Source organism: Stenotrophomonas sp. TWI1409 (genome assembly GCF_039673015.1).
GTDB lineage: Bacteria > Pseudomonadota > Gammaproteobacteria > Xanthomonadales > Xanthomonadaceae > Stenotrophomonas > Stenotrophomonas maltophilia_A.
In genome coordinates this window covers 69,056-90,043 of the sequence record NZ_JBDJKU010000006.1, presented here as the reverse complement: position 1 = coordinate 90,043, position 20,988 = coordinate 69,056, and the positions used below count along the sequence as shown (strand labels likewise).

General features: G+C 64.9%; 20 protein-coding genes and 4 tRNA genes. 4 read left to right on the top strand and 20 right to left on the bottom strand.

Translation table 11 applies throughout. From position 1 onward, the window contains the following. Positions 1-52: 52 nt before the first annotated feature. From ABE423_RS03820 to ABE423_RS03805, 4 genes are all read right to left on the bottom strand, one after another. Positions 53-1,087 carry a DUF2806 domain-containing protein gene (locus ABE423_RS03820; RefSeq protein WP_346485035.1) on the bottom strand — a complete coding sequence of 345 codons (1,035 nt, stop codon included), beginning with the start codon at positions 1,085-1,087 and terminating at the stop codon, positions 53-55. A 1,820-nt stretch (positions 1,088-2,907) separates the two neighbouring features. Next, positions 2,908-3,189, bottom strand: a complete 282-nt coding sequence (locus ABE423_RS03815; RefSeq protein WP_258015754.1) for a hypothetical protein — start codon at positions 3,187-3,189, stop codon at positions 2,908-2,910. 318 nt (positions 3,190-3,507) lie between these two features. Next, a tRNA-Cys gene (locus ABE423_RS03810) sits at positions 3,508-3,581 on the bottom strand. Positions 3,582-3,647: 66 nt separating this feature from the next. Further along, positions 3,648-3,723 (bottom strand) — tRNA-Gly (locus ABE423_RS03805). Between the two features lie 130 nt (positions 3,724-3,853). Between ABE423_RS03805 and ABE423_RS03800 the strand changes: the two genes are divergently transcribed. The 3 genes from ABE423_RS03800 (at position 3,854) to ABE423_RS03790 (ending at position 5,239) form a co-directional block, all read left to right on the top strand. After that, positions 3,854-4,255: a hypothetical protein gene (locus ABE423_RS03800; protein ID WP_180837480.1), complete on the top strand. Its 402-nt coding sequence runs from the start codon at positions 3,854-3,856 to the stop codon at positions 4,253-4,255. Next, entirely contained in the window at positions 4,248-4,691 is a 444-nt protein-coding gene (locus ABE423_RS03795; protein WP_253143277.1) for a hypothetical protein, read from the top strand. Before ABE423_RS03800 ends, ABE423_RS03795 begins: the two co-directional genes overlap by 8 nt. Positions 4,692-4,798: 107 nt before the next feature. Beyond that, positions 4,799-5,239 (top strand): hypothetical protein, encoded by a 441-nt coding sequence (locus ABE423_RS03790; RefSeq protein WP_253143278.1) that lies wholly within the window; start codon positions 4,799-4,801, stop codon positions 5,237-5,239. A gap of 9 nt (positions 5,240-5,248) precedes the next feature. Here ABE423_RS03790 and ABE423_RS03785 read toward each other — a convergent pair whose 3' ends face one another. From ABE423_RS03785 to ABE423_RS03770, 4 genes are read right to left on the bottom strand one after another with little or no spacing between them, the layout of a single operon-like run. Next, complete coding sequence (locus ABE423_RS03785; RefSeq protein WP_346485032.1) at positions 5,249-6,163, bottom strand: HlyD family efflux transporter periplasmic adaptor subunit; 915 nt, start codon at positions 6,161-6,163, stop codon at positions 5,249-5,251. Then, a complete protein-coding gene (locus ABE423_RS03780; protein ID WP_012510619.1) occupies positions 6,160-6,888 on the bottom strand; it encodes an ABC transporter ATP-binding protein in 729 nt (242 codons plus the stop codon). Before ABE423_RS03780 ends, ABE423_RS03785 begins: the two co-directional genes overlap by 4 nt. Positions 6,889-6,898: 10 nt before the next feature. Next, entirely contained in the window at positions 6,899-8,038 is a 1,140-nt protein-coding gene (locus tag ABE423_RS03775; protein ID WP_100434389.1) for an ABC transporter permease, read from the bottom strand. After that, positions 8,035-9,498 carry an efflux transporter outer membrane subunit gene (locus ABE423_RS03770; RefSeq protein ID WP_180837477.1) on the bottom strand — a complete coding sequence of 488 codons (1,464 nt, stop codon included), beginning with the start codon at positions 9,496-9,498 and terminating at the stop codon, positions 8,035-8,037. The genes ABE423_RS03775 and ABE423_RS03770 overlap by 4 nt, the downstream gene beginning before the upstream one ends. A 190-nt stretch (positions 9,499-9,688) precedes the next feature. Here ABE423_RS03770 and ABE423_RS03765 point away from each other — a divergent pair, with 190 nt between their 5' ends. After that, positions 9,689-10,036, top strand: coding sequence for a hypothetical protein (locus ABE423_RS03765; protein ID WP_253143281.1), 348 nt, complete (start codon positions 9,689-9,691; stop codon positions 10,034-10,036). 67 nt (positions 10,037-10,103) lie between these two features. On the opposite strand, the gene ABE423_RS03760 is transcribed toward ABE423_RS03765, so the two are convergent. From ABE423_RS03760 to ABE423_RS03705, 12 genes are all read right to left on the bottom strand, one after another. Then, positions 10,104-10,179 (bottom strand) — tRNA-Gly (locus tag ABE423_RS03760). A 115-nt stretch (positions 10,180-10,294) separates the two neighbouring features. Then, a complete protein-coding gene (locus ABE423_RS03755) occupies positions 10,295-11,401 on the bottom strand; it encodes an NAD(P)/FAD-dependent oxidoreductase (RefSeq protein WP_180837476.1) in 1,107 nt (368 codons plus the stop codon). A 137-nt stretch (positions 11,402-11,538) separates the two neighbouring features. Beyond that, positions 11,539-11,614: transfer RNA gene (locus ABE423_RS03750), tRNA-Gly, on the bottom strand. A gap of 291 nt (positions 11,615-11,905) precedes the next feature. Then, a complete protein-coding gene (pgsA, locus tag ABE423_RS03745; RefSeq protein ID WP_012510614.1) occupies positions 11,906-12,532 on the bottom strand; it encodes a CDP-diacylglycerol--glycerol-3-phosphate 3-phosphatidyltransferase in 627 nt (208 codons plus the stop codon). Between the two features lie 18 nt (positions 12,533-12,550). Beyond that, positions 12,551-14,395 carry an excinuclease ABC subunit UvrC gene (gene uvrC / locus ABE423_RS03740; protein ID WP_180837475.1) on the bottom strand — a complete coding sequence of 615 codons (1,845 nt, stop codon included), beginning with the start codon at positions 14,393-14,395 and terminating at the stop codon, positions 12,551-12,553. Next, entirely contained in the window at positions 14,392-15,804 is a 1,413-nt protein-coding gene (locus ABE423_RS03735) for a hypothetical protein (protein ID WP_125893539.1), read from the bottom strand. The genes uvrC and ABE423_RS03735 overlap by 4 nt, the downstream gene beginning before the upstream one ends. After that, positions 15,801-16,289 carry a low molecular weight protein-tyrosine-phosphatase gene (locus ABE423_RS03730; RefSeq protein ID WP_032128907.1) on the bottom strand — a complete coding sequence of 163 codons (489 nt, stop codon included), beginning with the start codon at positions 16,287-16,289 and terminating at the stop codon, positions 15,801-15,803. Before ABE423_RS03730 ends, ABE423_RS03735 begins: the two co-directional genes overlap by 4 nt. Then, positions 16,286-17,059, bottom strand: coding sequence for a 3-deoxy-manno-octulosonate cytidylyltransferase (gene kdsB / locus ABE423_RS03725; RefSeq protein WP_121503788.1), 774 nt, complete (start codon positions 17,057-17,059; stop codon positions 16,286-16,288). Before kdsB ends, ABE423_RS03730 begins: the two co-directional genes overlap by 4 nt. Positions 17,060-17,133: 74 nt before the next feature. Beyond that, positions 17,134-18,153, bottom strand: coding sequence for a tetraacyldisaccharide 4'-kinase (gene lpxK, locus ABE423_RS03720; protein ID WP_125893538.1), 1,020 nt, complete (start codon positions 18,151-18,153; stop codon positions 17,134-17,136). Then, positions 18,153-19,901: a lipid A export permease/ATP-binding protein MsbA gene (msbA, locus tag ABE423_RS03715; protein ID WP_032128904.1), complete on the bottom strand. Its 1,749-nt coding sequence runs from the start codon at positions 19,899-19,901 to the stop codon at positions 18,153-18,155. Before msbA ends, lpxK begins: the two co-directional genes overlap by 1 nt. Next, a complete protein-coding gene (locus tag ABE423_RS03710) occupies positions 19,898-20,320 on the bottom strand; it encodes a biopolymer transporter ExbD (RefSeq protein WP_125893537.1) in 423 nt (140 codons plus the stop codon). Before ABE423_RS03710 ends, msbA begins: the two co-directional genes overlap by 4 nt. A gap of 3 nt (positions 20,321-20,323) precedes the next feature. After that, positions 20,324-20,986 (bottom strand): MotA/TolQ/ExbB proton channel family protein, encoded by a 663-nt coding sequence (locus tag ABE423_RS03705; protein ID WP_019337175.1) that lies wholly within the window; start codon positions 20,984-20,986, stop codon positions 20,324-20,326. Positions 20,987-20,988: the final 2 nt, after the last annotated feature.

Here is a 20,988-nt window from a genome sequence, read left to right as displayed (position 1 = left end):
TTTACGGAGGCCAATGCTCTGAGCTATCCTGCCGCCAAGGTGCGGTGGGCCACTAGAGCCGCACCGCCCCTTCCAGACGGAAGCCGCTTCCGCCCTCAATAGGAACGACTATTCCAAGTTCGACGGTAAGGCCATGAGCTTTGATGGAAGCAGCGACGCCCTCTAGATATGCACGGTCGGGCTCGACATCCACAAGCAGCAAAATCTCCTGCCCTACGTTAGTCACCTTGTACCCATCCAATCTAACAACGGCACTCGGATCGCTCCCTCTGACCCCAAACCCCCACCGCCCCACTCGAAGCCCAGCTACGAATTCAGTACTTGACTCCGATTGCAGTGACAACGACATTCCCAAAGACTCAACACCCGCGAGGATTCCCAGCTCCTGGAGTGCTACCGCGTCTCCAAAATTCAGCCAGTCTTTGATATCGGCGCCTGAGCCTCTATGCACTATCGTACGGTCAATTGCGAAGGAAGCCAGCTTCTCAATCAGCGCCGCATCATTGCCGTCGAGGTTTCTTAGCAGATCCAACGCCTTCAGAGACAGCGAACCTGGCGCCCGCACTTCGCGCGCCAAAACCTGAGCCCAAAGCTCTTGCATTTTCTCCGCTGACACGCCCCCCGCATTTTCGCGCCAGCGTTCTAGCCAGTCGGGATCGGGGTCCTGCTCAGGCGCTACACCTTCGCCCTCCAGCAGAACACCACCTGCGCGAGCAACCGCCTTTGCAATATTTACTTCTCTGCGCAGGGTGTGAATCGCACTATTAGTAAAAGCACCTGCGCTTTGCGCGCTGAGCACGTCGAAAATTGGAGCCTTGGAAACCTGAGCTTCATCTGAGGCCAAATGAGCTTGAACTAACTTTGGCAGACCTGCATCCGCCTCTCCCTGCGAGAAGATCAGCTCACCACTTTTAATGCGAGAAATGTCACTCTCTGCCTGCGCAATCATCAACATCTGAGCGCGCTGAACTTCCATCGCAGCGAATCCGTCGCGCTTGGCCTTCCACGGACCAACGAAGGGCGAAAGCGCATTACGCTCTACCATATCCAAAAAATGAATGAGCAACTTTTCGCCAGGGAAATCCATTTGCCGCCCCTCTCTAAAAGATGAACAGGCAAGAGAATAGTCGAAGGTCGATCGGCTTAGAAGGCTGGCGTACTGTGCATTGTAGTCAACAGCTTAGATTGAGTTCAATTCAGGAGACCTGCGAACAGCCCCTAGTCTCGCAATGGGCAGCTCCCGTGTATTCGGGAACCCTCTTCGCTCACCAACCACGTAGATCGCGCAGTCCTGCCCTCACCCATGCCTTACGCGCATCCCTCGGACGGGGTTTCGTTTCGGCCGGAGGCTTACGGGGCTCCAGCGCTGCCCTGATCCGCTCCACCTCCTTCGCTCCGGCCTCGGCTACGGGTTGAGCTGCCTGCGGCCCCGTATCCAGCAGAGTCAGAATGCCCGCCCCACCCGCCCGGCACCATCGGGCAACTTCGCCCTGTTGGGTCGGGCTGTCCATACAGGCGCTAGGCAGAGCTCTCCCAACCGACCGTGTCCCAATATCGCCATGAAATTGAAACCATGAATAGAGGCATGACCTAGTGAAGATTACGGTCAGCCCGAGGAACATAAATACGAATCGATTTCACAAAATACAAGCGATTTCGCGCAAGCGAGCCCTGCATCGCATATGGTGTAACCGGTGCCCTCCATATCGACTGTCTCGGCAGTTGAGTCCAAGAGGTCACTAGCCAGTAGCGTAGATAGCTTGGCTGATACGCCAAATCGACCAGAGGAAAAGTATGGACACTGTAAAAAAGTCTTCGAAGCCGCTTGGGAAATCCGCGATCGCTCTAGCCATTTTTATGGCCGCAACGCCTGGACTGGCAAGCGCAAATCACATTTCCAATGAGAAATCTGCGATTCATGAGCGTCAACTTGAATCTTCAGATGGAAAGACATGGATCGTTCGAACCATCCCATCGTCCGATTTCAGCGGGGGAAAAGTGATGGTCGAGCAACGTCTGTTTAGAGATGGGAAAGGAGGACTGGTCTACCGATTTGACGACCAAAGTCAAGCAACCAAGATCTATCATCAAGCCCTGTGTGAAGCGAAGGATTCTGTTCCCTCAAGGGGGGCAACTACAATTTCCGGAGAGGCAGTGTGGAGTTGGTCCTGCACAAACAGCAAAGCAGATGCTCCTTCTTCGAGCAATGCCCCAATCTCCGCAAGGAGCTCGGACTATCTGTATGCCGTTGCCCCTGACGGGTACTATCCTGTCGGAAGCAATTTCACATCCGCTGGCGCTGTTGCTTTTAAGAGTGTCGTCGCAGGAGACATGAAAGCAACGCTTTCCGTCGATGATGGAAGATGTACAACGTCGGTGACTGAGCCATACAGCTCCCCCTTCGAAGGCACACACACAGCGCAAGTAGCGTGTCTGATAAGTGATGCCCGAACTGTGAACACGTCGATGGAGGGATGCATACCACAGCGGTGTGCTACGGGTAGAGGCTCCCTCAGCGCTGTAGAGTAGAAACCTTCTGATCTCTTTCCGTTGCGCTTGGCCCTGACAACAATCCCGCCGCTCTCGCGAGGGCGACGGGGTCACGGCCAATGCCAGGTGCTGAGATCACCTCTGTTGCGGCGCTGCCTGGATGCTTGCCGGCATCTGGGCAGCGCCCTGTTTCGTTAGACGACTACTTCTACCAACGGGAGATTGGGCGCGGCCTCCAGCAGTCGGCCACCACTGACCCAAACGTTGTACGGGATAGGCTGCTGCAGCTGACCGAAGGCGCGCATCTGCGCGCCGTCATAGGTTGTCAGGCTACTGGTGCCATCTGCATTGTGTGCAGTGACCGTTGCCAACAATCGCGGCCGTCCGCTGACGAGTTCGCCAAATTGATTCCACAGATCAGTCCGCATCGGTGAAATGCCTCTCCAGAGTCGCCGTCTGCTCGATCACGACAGCCTGTTGATCCACGACGACCTCAATACGAATCGACTCGCATTGGCCGTGCCAAGTTCCTTCAGAACTCAGCACCTGCACCAGGTCGAGCGGCAAGATCACCCCGATCTCCCCCGCCTTCAGCGGCCTCGGGAACAGCGGCACGGTCAGGTCCACCACCGCCCGCTCACCGCGATCGCAGAGGATGTTGCGCCCCCTCTCAGCTGCGGCAGCAGCGACGTTGATCAAGGGGCTACTTACCTGCTGCGCGAAGAGCTGCCCCGCCTCACCGCCCTTTCGCACCTTGCAGGTAACTGCCTTCCCGGCCAGCTCTCCCGTGGGGCAGCAGCCCCGCCCGCTTGATCGTGTACTGCCAGGAGTCGCCCCGGCGTCGCTTGGTCGCCATCCCTACTCAAACTCACGTAAACGCACTCGGCGCATGTTAACGCGAGTTTGCCACCCGGAAATGGGTGGCAGACCGATGATTTCAGGGCCGAATCAGGGGATTCTGGCCAACACCGCCAAACGCCAGGCAAAGAAAAACCCCTGACGAATCAGGGGTTTATTTGGAGGCCTCAAGCGGAATCGAACCGCTGTAAACGGATTTGCAATCCGGTGCATAGCCACTCTGCCATGAGGCCAACGTACTGCGCGCCAGGAACGGAGCCCTGACAAGACAAAACCCCATGATGGGGCCTGTCGGAACATGGAGCGGGAAACGAGACTCGAACTCGCGACCTCAACCTTGGCAAGGTTGCGCTCTACCAACTGAGCTATTCCCGCAGATTCCGTTCGACCTGCGTCGAAGGAGCGCTATTGTGTCCAAATTCCTTCACGCCGTCAACAGTCTTCACATCATGCGGTCACGGGCGTCCGCACTGGGGTACGCTGCCCCGCCCAGCCCCGTGCGCCTATGTTCCTTCGCGGCAAGCCCCTGTTGATCGCCCTGGCGCTGCATCTGCTGGTAGCGCTGCTGTACTGGGCATTGATTCCGCTGGGAATGAACTGGTATCGCGACCATTTCGGCTTCACCTCCCATCGCGACATCGGCCTGGGCATCGCCCAGTTTTATCTGTTCTGGATGTTCATTGGCGCCCAGCCGCTGATCGCGGTGCTGCGGCCACTGTTTGCCAAGCTGCTGGTCCTGACGATTCCTTTGGCGTTCGCCAGCTGGACGCTGATGCACAACCATCCGCTGCGCCTGCTGTACTTCACCGCCGGGCCCGGCCTGCTGGCACTGGCCGCAATCGTCATCTCCGCATGGTATGCATCACGCAACCGCCTCCCCGCCGCCATGGACACCGCCGATGCCTAGACGCTACGTCCGCCTGTTCTGGTTGCTGGTCGCGCTGACCTGGCTGGCGCTGATCGTCGCGCTGGTCAATGCCGGCTTCACCCCGGACTACTGGTTGCTGCACCGCCTGGAAGGCGCCGAGCTGCCCTACCCGACCAGCACTGTCATCGTGTTCGCGTTGCTGGGCACGGTTGAACTGGTCATGGCCGCCTTGATCGTGCGGCCATGGAAACTGAAGCGACTGTGGCTGCGCCTGTTGATTGCCTTCGTGCTGCTGCTGGCGTGGTCGGTACCATGGCTGCTGTCGGCGATGCACCAACCACCGGTGCAGGGAATGCACCTGCTGTGGTTGCTGCTGTTGGACGTGGGACTGCTGCTGGCGCTGTGCGTGGTGTCGCTGGTCAGTGTCCTGGGACGCATTTCCGGTAGGAAGAATACCCCGACTGCGGTTCCTTAAGGCGCTGGACCCGAGGGCTTCACCGCTTCATTTTCGGATCTCTTGCATGGATTGCGGCAGGCCGATGCAGGAAGGTTGAGGATCCGCCAGCGACGAACGCCTGCATCGTGCCCCTGCCCATCGCATTCCGTGCTCCCCCTTCCTTCTGGCTGCTGGCATCACTCATCTGGCTACTGCTGGTTGCCGCGCTCATCCATGCCGGCTTCAAGCCAGACTACTGGCAACTGCGTCACACCGAGTCCGGGACACTGCCCTATCCCATCGGCTCGGTGATCACGTTCGCGCTGATCGTCCTCGTGGAAATGACAGCGCTGGGCCTGGCTGTGCAGCCATGGCGGTTCCGCCGCCTGTGGCTGCGGATCCTGATCAGCCTCATTCCATGGCTGGGGTGGAACGTCCTATGGGGCTTGGCTGCCATGCATCAATCCCCCGTGCGCGACGTCCACTCGAACTGGCTGCTCGGCATGAGCACCATCCTGCTGCTGGCACTGCTCGTGGTTGTGCCGGCCTCACTCTGGCCTCGCCTGCGACGCTGGCTCGGGAACTGAGGCCAGCGCCTACTTCCGGAACTCCACCCGCACATGCTGGCCGAAGCGCGCCTTGGCCTCGCCGTCGAACTCCAGCACACACTCCACCACCTTGGCCACGCCGCGCCCCGCGTCTTCGGGCAAGCGTGCCTGCGCGAACACCGGACTGATGCGCACCACGCGCGCGGGTGGCAGTGAGCCGGTGTTCTCGGCGCCATCGCTGTCCGGCACCACGGTGGCCTTCATGCCCACCTGCACGGCATCGGCGTAGGCAGCACTGAGTTCGGCACGCACCTGCAGCGGGCGTGCCGGCAGCAGCGAGATCGCTGGCTTGCCACCCTGCACGAATGCACCGAGTCCCGGCACCTGGCCGACCACGGTGCCGGCCTCCGGTGCGCTCAGCGACATCTGCTGCAGTTTCAGTCTGGCGTGCTCCAGCTTGTGCTGGGCCATGTCGACCTGCGCACCAGCCACGTCGACATCGGCGCGCGCACCGGCCAGTTGCTGCTTGGCTGCATCGGCCTGCTGGTTGGACGACACGCCTTCGCTGGCGCCGGTGGACAGGCGAGTCGCATTGCGCTCCAGTTCGCGCAGCTGCGCCTGGCTGCCCTTCAGGCGGTCATTGGCCAAAGCGAGATCGGCAGTGGCCATCGCCACCTCCTGCTGCAGCAGGGCGCCATCCAGCGACAGCAGCAGCTGTCCCTTCTTCACCGTGGCGCCCTCCTTCACCGGCGCGGCAGTGATCGAGCCATCCACCGGCGGTGCCAGCGCGATCAAACCGCCCTCGACGTCGATGATGCCGCGCGCGACCGCAACCTTGGCGGCGGCAGCAGTGCTGGCCTTACCGGCGGATGCCTGGGCGGGCGCCTCTTTGGAACAGGCGCCGAGCAGCAATGCCGCGGACAGGGCCAGGCTGAGGGGAAGCAGGTGCGACGTCTTGGTCATGGGGCGGACTCTACAGTTTCGTTCTGGCGGCGGTCATCACGGACCATGCCGTCTTCCATGGCGATCACCCGATCGGCATGCCGGATCAGGCGCGGATCGTGGCTCACGCACAGCACGGTGGCGCCATGCGCACGTGCGTAGCGATGCAGGATGTCGATCACGCGCTGGCCATTCTCGGCATCCAGCGCACTGGTCGGTTCGTCGGCGAAGATCAGCGTCGGCGACTTGGCGAAGGCGCGGGCGACGGCCACACGCTGCTTCTCACCGCCGGACAGCTGCGCCGGACGCATGTGGCTGCGATGGGTCAGGCCGACCTCGTCCAATGCCTTGCGCGCCAGCGGTTCGCTTTCGCGATTGCTCATGCCGCGATAGCCCAGCGGCAGCTGCACCTGTTCCAGTGCAGTCAGCGCCGGGAACAGATTGAAGCCCTGGAACACAAAGCCGACATGGTGCAGGCGGAAGCGCTCCACCTCACTGCGCGTCATGTGGCCCACATCCTGGCCGAGTGCGTGCACGCGGCCGCCATCGGGCGCGGACAGGCCGGACAGCAGCGACAACAGCGTGCTCTTGCCACAGCCGGACGGGCCCGATACCAGGGTCAGTTCGCCGGGGTAGATGTCCAGTGACAGGCCGCGCAGCACCGGCACCTGCACATCGCCGGACATGAAACCCTTTTCCAGTGCGTCGGCCTGCAGGGTCGGGGCGACGGCGCGTGTAGAAGTCATCGACCGGTCCTCAACGCAGCAGCAACGATGGATCGGAGCGGACGACACTGCGTACCGCCATGATGCTGGAGAGCATGGCCATCACCGCGACCAGTGCCACGCAGCCGATGATCACCATCGGCGTCAGCTGCACCGGTACGCGCTGGCTCTGCGCGATCAACAGCACCACCGTACTGAAGGCCGCCGCCAACAACATGCCCACGCCGCCGATCAACAGTGCCTGTTCGAACACCACCCGCGCCAGCGCATAGCGACCGGCACCGAGTGCATTGAGCGTGGCGTACTCGCGCACCGAACCGGCCACCACCGAAGCAAACGACTGGTTGGTGATCACCGCGCCAACAAAGCAGACGATGACGGCCATGAACAACACTGCGATGCCGGCACCGGTATCGAACAGCCAGTACTGCTGCGAGCGGCTGGCGAACTCCGGTGCGGTCCAGAACTCGACAGGCGTGGCGTGCCCCATCGACGCGGCCAGACGATCACGTACGCCGCTGGCCAGGTCCGGCGAGCGCAGGCCCGCCACGAAATAGGTACTGCCTTCATGCGGTTCGGTACCGGCGATGGCGCGCGCGGTATCCAGCGAGGCCAGCACGTTGACGCCACCGAGGCCACGCAGGCCCGGTTGTGCGGCAACCACACGCACTGCCTTGCCGTTGATCCAGGCACGGTTGTTCTGCAGGTCCACGCCCAGCGTATCCAGATCGGCGCTGTCGACGATCACCGCGCCCGGCTCGCGCAGCTGCGCGCGCAGGTCGGCGGGCAGGATGCGCGCGAACATCATCGCGTCGCCTTGGGTGGAGATGCCGGACAGGTACACCGACACGTTGCCGGTACCCTGCGCGCTGGAACGCCATTCGCCATCGACCCATTCGTAGGGTTCGACGCGGGTGACATCCGGATCCATGCGCAGGTGGCTTTCCACATCCGCACTGATTGCATGGCCGTAGTTCACGCTCTGGGTGCCGGGGAAACCGGCCCAGATATCAGCCGACGATGCCTTCACGTAGATCGCGGCGGTACCGAAGATACCCAGCACCAGCGCCGCCTGCACGATCAGCAGCACGCCGGCAAAGCACATCGCCAGCACTACCGGCAGAAACCGGCGCCACTCATAGGCCAGGGTCTTGCGGGCCAGCGCGATCATTGCTGTTCGCCCTCACCCTCAGCCGGCAGCGGTGCACCGCCAAGCGCTCGGTACAGCGAAGCAAACGCGAGCACGCGTGCGCCCTGCGCACCGATCAGATCAGCCTGCGAGGCGAGCGCGGCACGCTGCGTATCCAGTCCATCGAACTCGCTGGACAGGCCCAGCTGCACCTGCCGCGCTTGGCGCTTGACCTGCTGGCCGGCGGCATCATTGGCCGCACGCAGCGACTGAATGCTGCTGTCCTGGCGCGCCAGGCTGCCCAGCGCGCCCTCCACTTCGCTCACGCCTTCCAGTACCGCCTTGCGGTAACCGAGCAGTGCAGCATCCAGCTGCTTTTCATCGGCATTGAAGCGCGCGCGGCGCTGGCCCCAATCCCACAGCGGGATATCGACGTACGGGCCGATCGACGGACTGGAATCGGAGTTGGAGCGGGCGTTCTGGGTGAGGTTGTAGGCGTACAGGATCGAGCCACCAAGACTGACCCGCGGATACATCGCGGCACGTGCGGAGCCCTTGCTCGCCGCGGCCTGCATCACTTCAGATTCGGCCAGCAGAATCTGCGGGCGGCGGCGCAGCAGATCGGCCGGTACCTGCTGCAGCGAGAACGTGCCCAGCTTCGGCGGCGAGCGATAGGCGCGCCAAGCCGGATCCGGGCCATCACGGCCCAGTAACAATGCCAGCGCACGGGCGGCGTTGTCGGCGTTTTCCCGGGCTTGTGCGATGGCGGCGTGGGTGGCGGCCTGGCGTGCACGCAGGCGATCAAGTTCGCCCGGCTCATCCAGGCGCAGGCGCTGGCGGACCAGGGCCAGGTGCTCGCCGCGGTCATCCACCGATTGCTGGCGGGCCAGCAGGTCCTGCTGGGCCTGTGCAACGGTCAGGTCCAGATAGCTGCGCACCACGTCGGCAATCACCGCCACCTGCGCGGCATTGCGCAGCGCCTCGGCATTGCCGGCCGAAGCCTGCGCGCTCAACTGCGCGCTCTCGGCGGCACCGAACAGGCCCAGGTCCCAGATCGCTTCGATGCCGGCATGGAAGTAGGTATCGACGGCGGCGGCGTCCTGCACCTGCTTGGCGCTGGCCGAGATTTCCGGCAGGAAACGCGAGTCGGAAGTGCCGGCGACGATCCGAACGGCCTGCAGGCGCAGCGTGGCCTGCTGCAGGTCGAGGTTGCCGGCGATGGCCTGATCGACCAGGCCATCCAGTGCCGGGTCGGACAGCACTTTCCACCACTGTCTGGCATCCACTGCCACGCCCTGGCCCTGCGGCACCTGGGTCCAGGTGCTGGGCGTGCGGTCAGGCAGGTCCGGAACAGGCACCGACATGCAACCGGCCAAGGCCAGGCTTGCCAACAACGCACCAGGGCGCAGCACTGCATGCAGGGAGAGTCCGTGCCCGGCCTTGGGCACTGCCACTGAAGTGATACGCCTGACCACCAGCCCGCCAACGTGTAGAAGGAGCATGAAGGCTACCGTGCGATTGTGGAGCGAACATGGAGAAATCGTCCGAAAAAGGTCACAGCACGCGTGCGGTTCAGGCAACGCCGACCCAGTCTTTCACTACGCTTTCAATGCGTTCTCGACACGGAACACTGGACGACTTTCACAGCGTATTGCACATTGCGGCATTGTCTTGCTTCGATGCTGCCCGACCGTGAAACACCCCCGCCGCTGGCTGCTGATTGGCTCGATCACGACAGCGACTGTCGGTGTGATCGTGCTCGTCCTGACCACCCCACTGGTCTCGAACGCCGTGCTGCTACTGATGGAGCGCAGCAACTTCATCCCCCGTGAATCTTCGATCTTCACGTTCGAGCCATATGCCATCAACCAGGGCTCGTCGAACTACTGGCTGTACGGAAAGGACCGGACCTACTACTACCACTTCACCTACGAAGATGACGCTCCCTACGTCTACATCCCGCAGGACAACCGCTGCCCCGGTTTCCACCGGCAGGATGCCCGGACCTGGTGCAGCGCCCTGCCCGGCAAGGCACGCTAGCGCGGCGGTGGTGCAACCGGTGTGACAAACGAAAAACGCCCCCTTGCGGGAGCGTTCTTCTTGAATCTGGAGCGGGAAACGAGACTCGAACTCGCGACCTCAACCTTGGCAAGGTTGCGCTCTACCAACTGAGCTATTCCCGCAGATTCCGTTCGACCTGCGTCGAAGGAGCGCTATTGTGTCGATATTGCTGCACGGCGTCAACAGGAATTTTCGCGTGCATTGTGGGGCGGCGTTCAGGCCCCCAGGACCGATACCTCAGGTTCGCAGGCCACGGCGATGGAAGTAGACCTGCTCAGCGATGCGCCGCGTGGTCGCCGTGTGCAGCAGTGCGTTGAGCGGCCAGTCGGCCTGCAGATGATCCATCGCCCAGCGCAGCAGGCGCTTGCCATGGAATGCCGGCGCCACCTGCCGCGCCACCCGTTCCGCTTCCGGCCCCTGGCCACGCAGATGACGGGCAATCGCCTCGCCGACCGCCCAGCCGTGCCGCCACGAGGAGTGGATGCCCCCGGCGGACAATGGCGAGACGATGCCCGCCGCGTCGCCGGTCAGGATCAGCCGTTGGCCAGTGATCGGCCCATCCGGCCGGCCGCAAGGCACCAGGCCGGCACGGGTAGCCGAGGGGCGCGCCGAAGGCGGAATGCCGACCACATCGCGCACGTGCTCAAGGAAGCCATCAATATCAGGCGGGCGTACCTGATTCGGGTCATGGCGCAGCGCCAATCCCACCTGCAGGCCGGTTGGATTCTGCGCGACCCAGCCGATGTAGCCCGGTGCAAAGCGCTTGCTGACGAAGCAATGGAGTGCGTCACCCTGCGGCAACTGGAGGCCGGCGAACTCACGTTCGACGCCGTAGAGGTTGTCACGCACCTGGCCGAGGCCGGTGCGCTGGGCAACGCGTGAGCGCGCGCCATCGGCGCCGACCAGGTAGGCGCAGCGCCCTGCCCCTTCCACCTGCCAGCCGTCACCACTGCGATGGGCGTCGGTGAAGGACTGCTGCAGGCGAAGGTCGACACCGTTCGCGCGCAGCTCGCTGGCTAGCCAGCGCATCAGGTTCGGCGTATCGGTGGTGAGGAAGTAATAGCCCGGCGCGGCCAACAACACGCTGCGCAGGTTCGGCGCATACAGCCGCACATTGGCAACGCGTTGCACCAGGTATTCGGGCATGCGCCCCAGCCAGGTCTGCTCCATCGCTTCCTTCACCACGATGCCGGTGGTGTGCAGGCGTTCGCCGGGATCTGCCTTGCGCTCCAGCACGCAGACGCGCAGGCCGTATTGGGCAGCGGCCAGCGCGCAGGCGGCACCGGCGAAACTGGCACCGACGATGACCACGTCGTGATCGTAGGCGGAGGATTGATGAGGCATCGCGGCGTCACCCTTGGAACGAAGGATGCAGCATCCAACCTTCATGTGGTGGGGCGATGGGGCGACGGTGAAGTGGCAATGAAGCGCGTTGGACGCAAACGAAAAACGCCCCCTTTCGGGAGCGTTTTTCTTGAATCTGGAGCGGGAAACGAGACTCGAACTCGCGACCTCAACCTTGGCAAGGTTGCGCTCTACCAACTGAGCTATTCCCGCTTGGGAGGCGAAATTTTACCTATTCCAAGGATGGCGTCAAGCGCTTTTTCAGGGTCTGCGAGGCACCTTGCATTGCGTATCCACGCATGGCGTGGATCTACTATGGCATCCCCGCAAACCGATGGATCCGCATCATCCGTGGATGCGGCATTTCCAGTTGATCCACGCCATGCGTGGATGGGGCATCACCGTAGATCCGTCCAGCGTGTCGAGTAGATCCACGCCATGCGTGGATAAACGCACCGATGGGGTCAGAGCCCTTTCCTGCGGAAAGGGATCCGACCCCGGGGCTCAGTTGCCCAGCTTCTTCTGCCGCGCACGCTCGCGCGCCGCGCGCTCGTCATCGCGCAGGCTCGGCCAGGCGGCGTGCAGGTATTGCAGGCCCGACCACAGGGTCAGCACGGCAGCAATGGCCAGGGTCCAGTCACCGATGTGGAACACCGGCCAGCCCATCCAGATGTCTTCCACCGGCACGTTCGGTGCCACCGAATACAGCAGGCAGAGCAGCGCGACCATCTGCGCGGTGGTCTTGACCTTGCCGATCATCGCCACGCGCACCTTGGCGCGCTGGCCCAGCTCGGCCATCCATTCGCGCAGCGCCGATACCGCAATTTCACGGCCGACGATGACTGCCGCCCAGAACGCCATCCACGGCGTCGGGTGACCCTGCACGATCAGGAACAGCGCCACCGCCACCATCAGCTTGTCCGCGACCGGGTCGAGGAAGGCGCCGAAGGCCGATTCCAGCTGGTAACGGCGTGCGATCCAGCCATCGAGCCAGTCGGTGATCGCGGCCAGGCCGAAGATCGCCGCCGAAGCGAAGTTGGTCCAGGTGTAGGGCAGGTAGAACACCAGCACCAGCACCGGGATCATCACGATCCGCAACAAGGTCAGCCAGGTGGGCAGGGTCAACTTCATGCTTGCGTGCTTCTCTCTCTACTCGGCCGGATCAGGCGTGGCCAACCCGTGCAGGTTAGCGTAGATACGTGCCGCGAGGGCGTCATTGATGCCTTCCACCTTGGCGATTTCCGCTTCACCAGCGGCTTTCAGGCCGACCAGACCGCCGAAATGCTTGAGCAGGCTGGCGCGGCGGCGCGGCCCGATACCAGGGATGTCCTCCAGCTTGCTGGTCATCCGCGCCTTCTGGCGGCGGCCGCGGTGGCCGGTGATGGCGAAGCGGTGCGCCTCATCGCGCACCTGCTGGATGAACTGCAGTGCCGGATTGGCCGCGCCCGGGCGCAGCTCGCGGCCATCAGGCATCACCAGGGCTTCGTGGCCGGCGCGGCGCTCCACGCCCTTGGCCACACCCACCAGCAGCACGCCTTCCACGCCCAGGTCGGCCAGTGCGGCCTGGGCCTGCGCCAGCTGCCCGGCGCCGCCGTCGATCAGCAGCACGTCCGGCAGCACGCCCTGCTCTTCCACCGCACGGCGGAAGCGGCGGTCGATGGCCTGGCGCATGGCGGCGTAGTCATCGCCCGGCTCGATGCCGCTGATGTTGAAGCGGCGATACTGCGCGCGCACCGGACCGGCAGCGTCGAACACCACGCACGAGGCCACGGTAGCCTCGCCCAGGGTGTGGCTGATATCGAAACACTCGACCCGCTTGACCGGCTCGGCCAGGCCCAGCATCTCGCGCAGTGCGTCGCTGCGCGCATGCTGCGCGTTGCGGCTGTTGAGCTCGGTGGCCAGGGTCAGCTGCGCGTTGCGGCTGGCCAGTTCCACATAGCCGGCGCGTTCGCCACGCACGTTCCACTTCAGCTGCACCTTGCGCTCGGCCGAGGCTGACAGCGCGGCGACCAGCAGGTCGGCATCGGGAATCTCGCGGTCCAGCAGGATCTCGCGCGGCGGCTCGAATTCGATGTAGTACTGCGAGACGAACGCGGCCAGCACTTCCTCCGGGCTTTCTTCACCGTTGGTGCGTGGGAAGAACGGGCGGGTACCGAGGTTGCGGCCATCGCGGAAAGCCAGCAGCAGCACGCAGGCCTGCGAACCCTGCATGGCCACCGCCAGCACGTCCAGATCCGCGGCACGGCCATCCACGTACTGGCGGGTCTGCATGCTGCGCAGCGAGGAGATCAGGTCGCGCAGGCGCGCGGCCTGCTCGAACTCCAGTGCCTCGCTGGCGGCCTGCATCTGCTCGCCCAGTTCGCGGGTCAACTCGTCGCTCTTGCCTTCCAGGAACAGTGCGGCGCGACGCACCGATTCGGCGTAGTCCGGCGCCGGCACCAGCTCCACGCAGGGCGCGCTGCAGCGGCCGATCTGGTACTGCAGGCACGGCCGCGAGCGGTTGCGGAACACGCTGTCCTCGCAGCTGCGCAGCTTGAACAGCTTGTGCATCAGGTTCAGCGTTTCACGCACCGCGGTGACCCCGGGATACGGCCCGAAATAGCGACCGGGAATGGCACGCGGACCACGATGCAGCGCGATGCGCGGCCAGTCCTCGCGCGTCAGCAGCACATGCGGATAAGTCTTGTCGTCGCGCAGCGAGACGTTGTAGCGCGGCGACAGCGACTTGATCAGCTGGTTCTCCAGCAGCAGCGCCTCGGCTTCCGAGCGCGTCACGGTCACGTCCATGCGCGCGATCTGCGAGATCATCGACATGATCCGCGCGTTCTTCGGGCTGCCGTTGAAATAGCTGCCGACACGGTTGCGCAGCGCGCGCGCCTTGCCCACGTACAGCAACGTGTCGTCGGCGGCGTACATGCGGTACACGCCAGGGGCGGTACTGAGCTGGGCCGCGAAGGCCTTGCCGTCGAAGGCCGGGGCGGGAACGTCTGTCATTCGCTGATCGGGACTTCGCTGAGCACGCCGCTATCCGGGTCGAATCGCAGCACGGCATGGGCGTCGGTCTCGGCGATCCATACCGCACCGGCCCCCACCGCCAGGCCGGCGGGGCCATGCAGGCGTCGTGGCAACGGCTGGGTGGTCAGTTCGCCACCGCCCAGGCGCAGCGTGCGCAGGCGGCCGTTGCCGGTATCGGCAATCCACAACAGCGGCGCATCCGGGCTGAGCGCGATCGCCTGTGGGAACTGCAGGCTGGCGTCCGAACGCGGACCGTCTTCGCTACCGAAGCGCCACGGCCCCTGCCCGACCAGGGTCTGCACCAGATCGCCGCGCAACTGCAGCGCGCGGATCGAGGAACCCAGCGCATCGGCCACGTACAGCACCTGCTGCACCACGGCCAACGCGGTGGGTTGGGCGAAGGCGGCCAGATGCCCGCTGCCATCGCGCTCGTCGATGGAACCACTGCCCGCGCGCCATTGCAGGCTGCGCTGGCCCAGGTGGTAGCTCCAGATGCGGTTGTCGCCGGCCATGGCGATCTGCAGCTGATTGTCGGCAATGGCCAGGCCGACAGGATGGTCCAGCGCAACCTGCCGCGCCTGCGCGACCGGGCCTTCCATCGGTGCACCGGGACGGCCGTTGCCGCACAGGGTATCGACGATCCCGGTCAGCAGGTTGATACGACGCACCGCGTGGTTGCCGGTGTCGGCGACGTACAGCGAATCGCGCTCCAGCACCAGCGCCTGCGGGCGGTGGAACGCGGCTTCGGCGAGGTTGCCGTCCATGAAATCGGCGGTGCCCAGCCCGAACTGGCGCAGGATGCGGCCACCGTGGCTGCATTCGAGGATGCGATGATGGCCGCTGTCGGCGATGTACAGGCGTTCGGTGCTGACCGCCAGGCCGAGCGGGAAGCGCAGCGCGTGGCGCGGCTCCGGATGCAGTTCGCTGCCACCGCGCGGCGGCGCCGACGGCGCGCCCTCGCACAGCGCGTTCAAGGCACGCTCCAGTTCGCCGGGTGCGCCCTGCCCGACCAGCCGTTGCTGTTCGCGGCCCTGCGCATCCAGCAGCACCAGGGTCGGCCAGGCGGTGATGCCGAAGCGGCGCCAGCCATCCCAGTCGGCATCGAGCAGGACCGGCATCGTCAGGCCCTGGCGACGCAGCAGCTTCAGTGCGGCGCCGGCCTCGCGTTCGAAATCGAAGCGCGGCACCTGCAGCACCAGCGGCTGCAGCTTGCCGGGGTGGCGCGACAGCCATTGGCCGAACTCGGCCAGGCGTTGCGCGCTCCAGGCGGAGGCGGCGTTGACGAACAACAGCGCCACCGGCCGACCGCGCAGTTCGGTCAGGGTGCAGGGGGTGGCGTTGAGCCAGGTGGCGAACTCGGGCAGGTCCGGGACGGGCTGGACGTTCATGGCCCGATTATGCCGGAGTCGGCGTCATGCAACAGTCGTGCCACGGCACGTTTTGCAGCATCGTCGACCAATGTCCAGACCTGTTCGAAATGCTCACTGCCGCCGGTATACGGGTCCGGGATCGCACCCCTGCCCTGCCCGCCGGACCACGGCAGGTACAGCGCCAGGCGTTCGCGCTGGGCGGGTGTGGCCAAGCGACCCGCATCGCGCAGGTTGGCCTCATCGGCGCACAGGATCCAGTCGAAGCGGTCGAAATCCGCGACCTGCAGCTGGCGCGCGCGCAGGCCGCCGATGTCCACGCCATGCCCGGCCGCGCAGGCGATCGCTCGCCGGTCCGGTGGCTCGCCCACATGCCAGTCGCCGGTGCCGGCCGAATCGACCTGCACCCGACCAGCCAGCGGCGAAGCGTCCAGGCGCGCGCGCAGCGCACCTTCGGCCATCGGCGAACGGCAGATGTTGCCGAGGCAGACGACCAGCAGCTTCATCGGGCAGCCAGCGTCTGCAGCAATGCTTCGGCGCGTTCCAGGTCCTCGGGCGTGTCGATGCCCGGCGGGAACGGTTCGGGCGAGATCGCCACGCTGATCGGGAAACCCGCTTCCAGCACGCGCAGCTGTTCCAGCGATTCGACCTGCTCCAGCTGGCCCGGCGGCATCGCCGCGAACTGCTGCAGGAAACCGGCGCGATAGCCGTATATGCCGATGTGGCGCAGCCAGTTGTGACCGGCCGGCAGCGTGTCACGGCTGCGGGCAAAGCCATCGCGGTGCCAGGCGATCGGGGCGCGGCTGAAGTACATCGCCTCGTTGCGCACGTTGCGCACCAGCTTCACCACGTTCGGGTCGAACAGGGTATGCGCGTCTTCTACGGTCGTGGCGAGGGTCGACATCGGCGCATTGCCTTCAACCAGTGCCTGGGCCACCGCGCGGATACCCGCCGCCGGCGCGAACGGCTCGTCGCCCTGCAGGTTGACCACGACGGTGTCATCGGCCCAGCCGGCGATGCGCGCGCACTCGGCCAGGCGGTCGGTACCGGAGGCATGCGAGGTGGCGGTCATCGCCACCTTCACTTCGGCCAGGCCGGACAGTGCGTCGGCAATGCGTTGATCGTCGGTAGCGACCCAGACCTCGCCGGCACCGGCCTGCAGCGCGCGACGCGCCACGTGCAGCACCAGCGGCTCACCGCCCAGCGGGCGCAGCGGCTTGCCCGGCAGCCGCGAGGCGGCATAGCGGGCCGGGATGGCGACGACGAATTCGGTCATGGGGCGGTACTCGGCAGGCTCGTTACAACGGGAATGCGGCCGGCGGCGCATGAATGCAAGCGCCGCCGCGCCACTCAGTTCGGTCGCAGCTTGTCCAGGCGGTCGGTCAGCGCCACCCAGAATGCGGCAGGCAGCTCGGCGCGCAGCGGGACCGCGTAGTGCCAGTCATTGCCGAACGCGCGGCATTTCACCGCGTCCTTTTCAGTCATCAGCACCGGCAGCTGGCTGCCAAAGGACAGGTCCTGCGGCTGATAGGCCTGATGGTCAGCGAAGGCGTGCGGCACGACACCGATGCCACGCGCGCGCAGCATGTCGAAGAAGCGCTGCGGGTGGGCGATGCCGGCCACGGCGTGCACACGCTGGCCCTTGAAATACGACAGCGGACGGGCACGGCCACCGGCCAGCGGTTGTGCGCTGTCGATGTGCAGGGCCATCGGCCACTGGCCGAAGCCGCAGGCCTGTGCTGCAGTCTCCTCATCGGCCTGGCCGAGGTTGACCACGCGGAAATCGCACTCGCTGGCGCGGCTGACCGGCTCACGCAGTGGCCCGGCCGGAATCATCCGGCCATTGCCGTAGCGGCGCTGCGCATCGACCACCTCGATCTCGATGTCGCGTGCCAGCCGGTAGTGCTGCAGGCCGTCGTCGCAGACGATCACATCGCAGCCGGCCTCGATCAGCGCCTTGCCGGCTGCAACACGATCACTGTCCACGCGCACCGGCACGCCGGTCTTCCAGGCAATCAGCACCGGCTCGTCGCCACCCTTGGCGGTCGGCGTATCGGCCTTGACCCACAGCGGCTTGTTGGCATCTTCGCGGCCGTAGCCACGACTGGCCACGCCCGGCTTCCAACCGGCGGCACGCAGGCGCTCCACCAGCGCAATGGTCAGCGGCGTCTTGCCAGTCCCACCGGCGGTGATGTTGCCAACCACGATGACCGGCACCGGCAGCGTGTAGCGCTTGCGCCAGCCACGCCGATAGGCGCGCCGGCGCAGCGCGGTGACGCCGGCATACAGCGGCGCCAGCAGGCGCATCGCCCACGGAACCGGGGTGCCGTCGTACCAGTACGGCGGGGTCTGGGTACCCTTGCCGGCCATCAGTCCTGCCTTTCGCGGAACTGCATGCTGTGCAGATGCTGGTACAGGCCACCCATGGTGAGCAGCTCCTTGTGGGTACCGCGCTCGACGATGCGACCGTGGTCCATCACCAGCACCTGGTCTGCATGCTCGATGGTCGACAGGCGATGCGCGATGACCAGCGTGGTGCGCTCGGGCATCAATCGCTGCAGCGCGTCCTGCACCAGGCGCTCCGATTCGTTGTCCAGCGCTGCGGTGGCTTCATCGAGGATCAGGATCGGCGCGTCGCGCAGGATCGCACGCGCGATCGCCAGGCGCTGGCGCTGGCCACCGGACAGCAGCGCGCCGTTCTCGCCCACCGGGGTCTGCAGCTGCTGCGGCATGCGTGCGATGAACTCCCAGGCATTCGCGGCTTCAGCTGCCGCTCGGATCTGTTCATCCGTCGCGTCCATGCCATAGGCGATGTTGGCGCCGATGGTGTCGTCGAACAACATGACCTTCTGCCCGACCATCGCCACCTGGCGACGCAGGTCGGCCAGCGGATAGTCGTCCAGTGCCACCCCGTCGAGGGTGATGCGCCCGCCGCTGGGTTCGTAGAAGCGCGGCACCAGCCGGATCAGGCTGGTTTTGCCGCTGCCGGATCGACCAACGATGGCGGTGACCGTACCCGGCTTGGCCACGAAGCTGATGTCGTCCAGGGCGATGCCACTGTCTTCGCGGTAACGCAGCATGACGTGCTCGAAGGCCAGTTCGCCACGCACGCGCTGCACCGTGTTGCGGCCTTCGTCGCGCTCGACCGGCATGTCGAGGATGTCGAACAGGCGCTCGGCGGCGGACACACCGCGGGAGATCGAGGACTGCACGCTGGTCAGGCGGCGCAGCGACGGGATGATCGCCGTCATCGAGATCATCAGGCCCATGAACTGGCCGGCATTGAGGCGCCCTGCCAGTGCTTCGCGGGTCGACACCCAGACGATCACCGCCAGCGCCAGCGCGGCCAGGAACTGGACCACGCTGGAGGCACCGGCACGGGTGATTTCCACCTTCATGTTCAGCGCCAGCATGCGGTTGGCCAGGCGCGAGTAGCGCGACATCTCATGCTGCTGGGTGCCGTGCACCTTCACTTCCTGCTGGGCCGCCAGTGACTGCTCGGCGGTCTGCGCCATCGTGCCCATGCCGTCCTGGATACCGCGGCTGATGCGCCGGTAGCGCTTGCCCACGTAAGACACGATCACGCCGATCATCGGCACCACCACCAGCATGGCCACGGTCACCTTGACGCTCATCTGCAGCATCACCGCCAGCATGGCGATGATGGTCAGGGTGTCGGCAACCACGGTCTTGAGCGCATCGGCGCTGGCCTGGGTGACCTGCTCGGTATCGAAGTTGAGGCGACTGACCATCACCGGCGTCGATTCGGTATCGAAATGCGAGGACGGCAGGTGCAGGTACTTGGCCAGCACCTGTTCACGCAGGTCGCGCACCACGCTGCGACCGGTCTTGGCCAGCGCGTAGTCGCTCACCCAGGTGGCGGCGCTGCGCATCAGGAACAGGCCAAGGATGGTCAGCGGCAGGATCACCGCCATTTTCGGTTCGGGATTGACGAAGCCACGGTTGACCAGCGGCTCCATCAGCTTGGTGAAGTGGTAGCCGGCTACCGACTCCACCGCCATGGCGATGACGGCGGCGACCATCATGCCCCAGTAGGCACGGGTGTATCCCAGCAGACGTTTGTAGATCGGCCACACCGGCGCGTGTTTGGAACTCATGGACGCACCTCGGGTGCTGTTGCAATGGCAATACGGCGGAAGCCGAGCTGACCAAGCGCATCCTGCGCGGTCACCACGGCCTGGTAGGGAGTGCGTGCATCGGCGCGTAACAGCACCGGCTGCGTGCGGTCGCTGCCGGCCACGGCCGCGATGGTCTGCTTGACCGACTCGACGTCGCTGCGCAGGACTTCCTGATCATTGATGAAGTAGCGGCCTTCGGCGTTGATCAGCACGCTCAACGAGCGCGGCGGCTCATTGGTCTGCTGCTGGCTGGCGGTCGGCAGCTGCACCTGCAGCGTCGAGCGCGCATCGAAGGTGGTGGTGACCACGAAGAAGATGATCAGCACCAGGATGACATCGATCAGTGGCACCAGGTCGATATGCGGCTCATCCTGGGATCGGTCGTTGCCGATACGCATCGATCAGGCCTTCGCCGTGGCCGCGCCGGCCGGGCGCGTGGCAGCAGCAGGGTTCATCACGCCGGGGCGGCCATCCAGCGTATCCAGCAGCGCGCTGGCTTCCTGCTCCATCTCTACCACGTAACCGTGGATACGGCCCTTGAAGTAGCGGTGGAACATCAGTGCTGGAATGGCGACGATCATGCCGGTGGCGGTGCACACCAGCGCCTTGCCGATACCACCGGCCAGCTGGTTCACATCACCCACGCCATGGTCGAGGATGCCCAGGAACATCTGGATCATGCCGATCACAGTACCCAGCAGGCCCAGCAGCGGCCCGGCCGATGCGATGGTGCCCAGCGCGTTGAGGAAACGCTCCATGCGGTGCACCAGGTGGCGGCCGGTGTCTTCGATGCGCTCGCGGATCTGGTCACGCGGACGGTTGCGCGCTTCCAGCGCGGCGGCCAGCAGCGCGCCCAGCGGCGAGTTCGCCCGCAGGGTCTGCAGGTGGGCGGGGTCGAGCTTGCCGCGTGCCGCCCAGTTGCGCACTTCCTGGCCGAGGCCGGGCGGCAGCACTTCAGTACGTCGCAGGGACCAGAAACGCTCCAGGATGATCGCCAAAGCCAGTACGCCCAACAGCAGCAGCGGCACCATCGGCCAGCCACCGGCCTTGACCAGTTCCCACACGT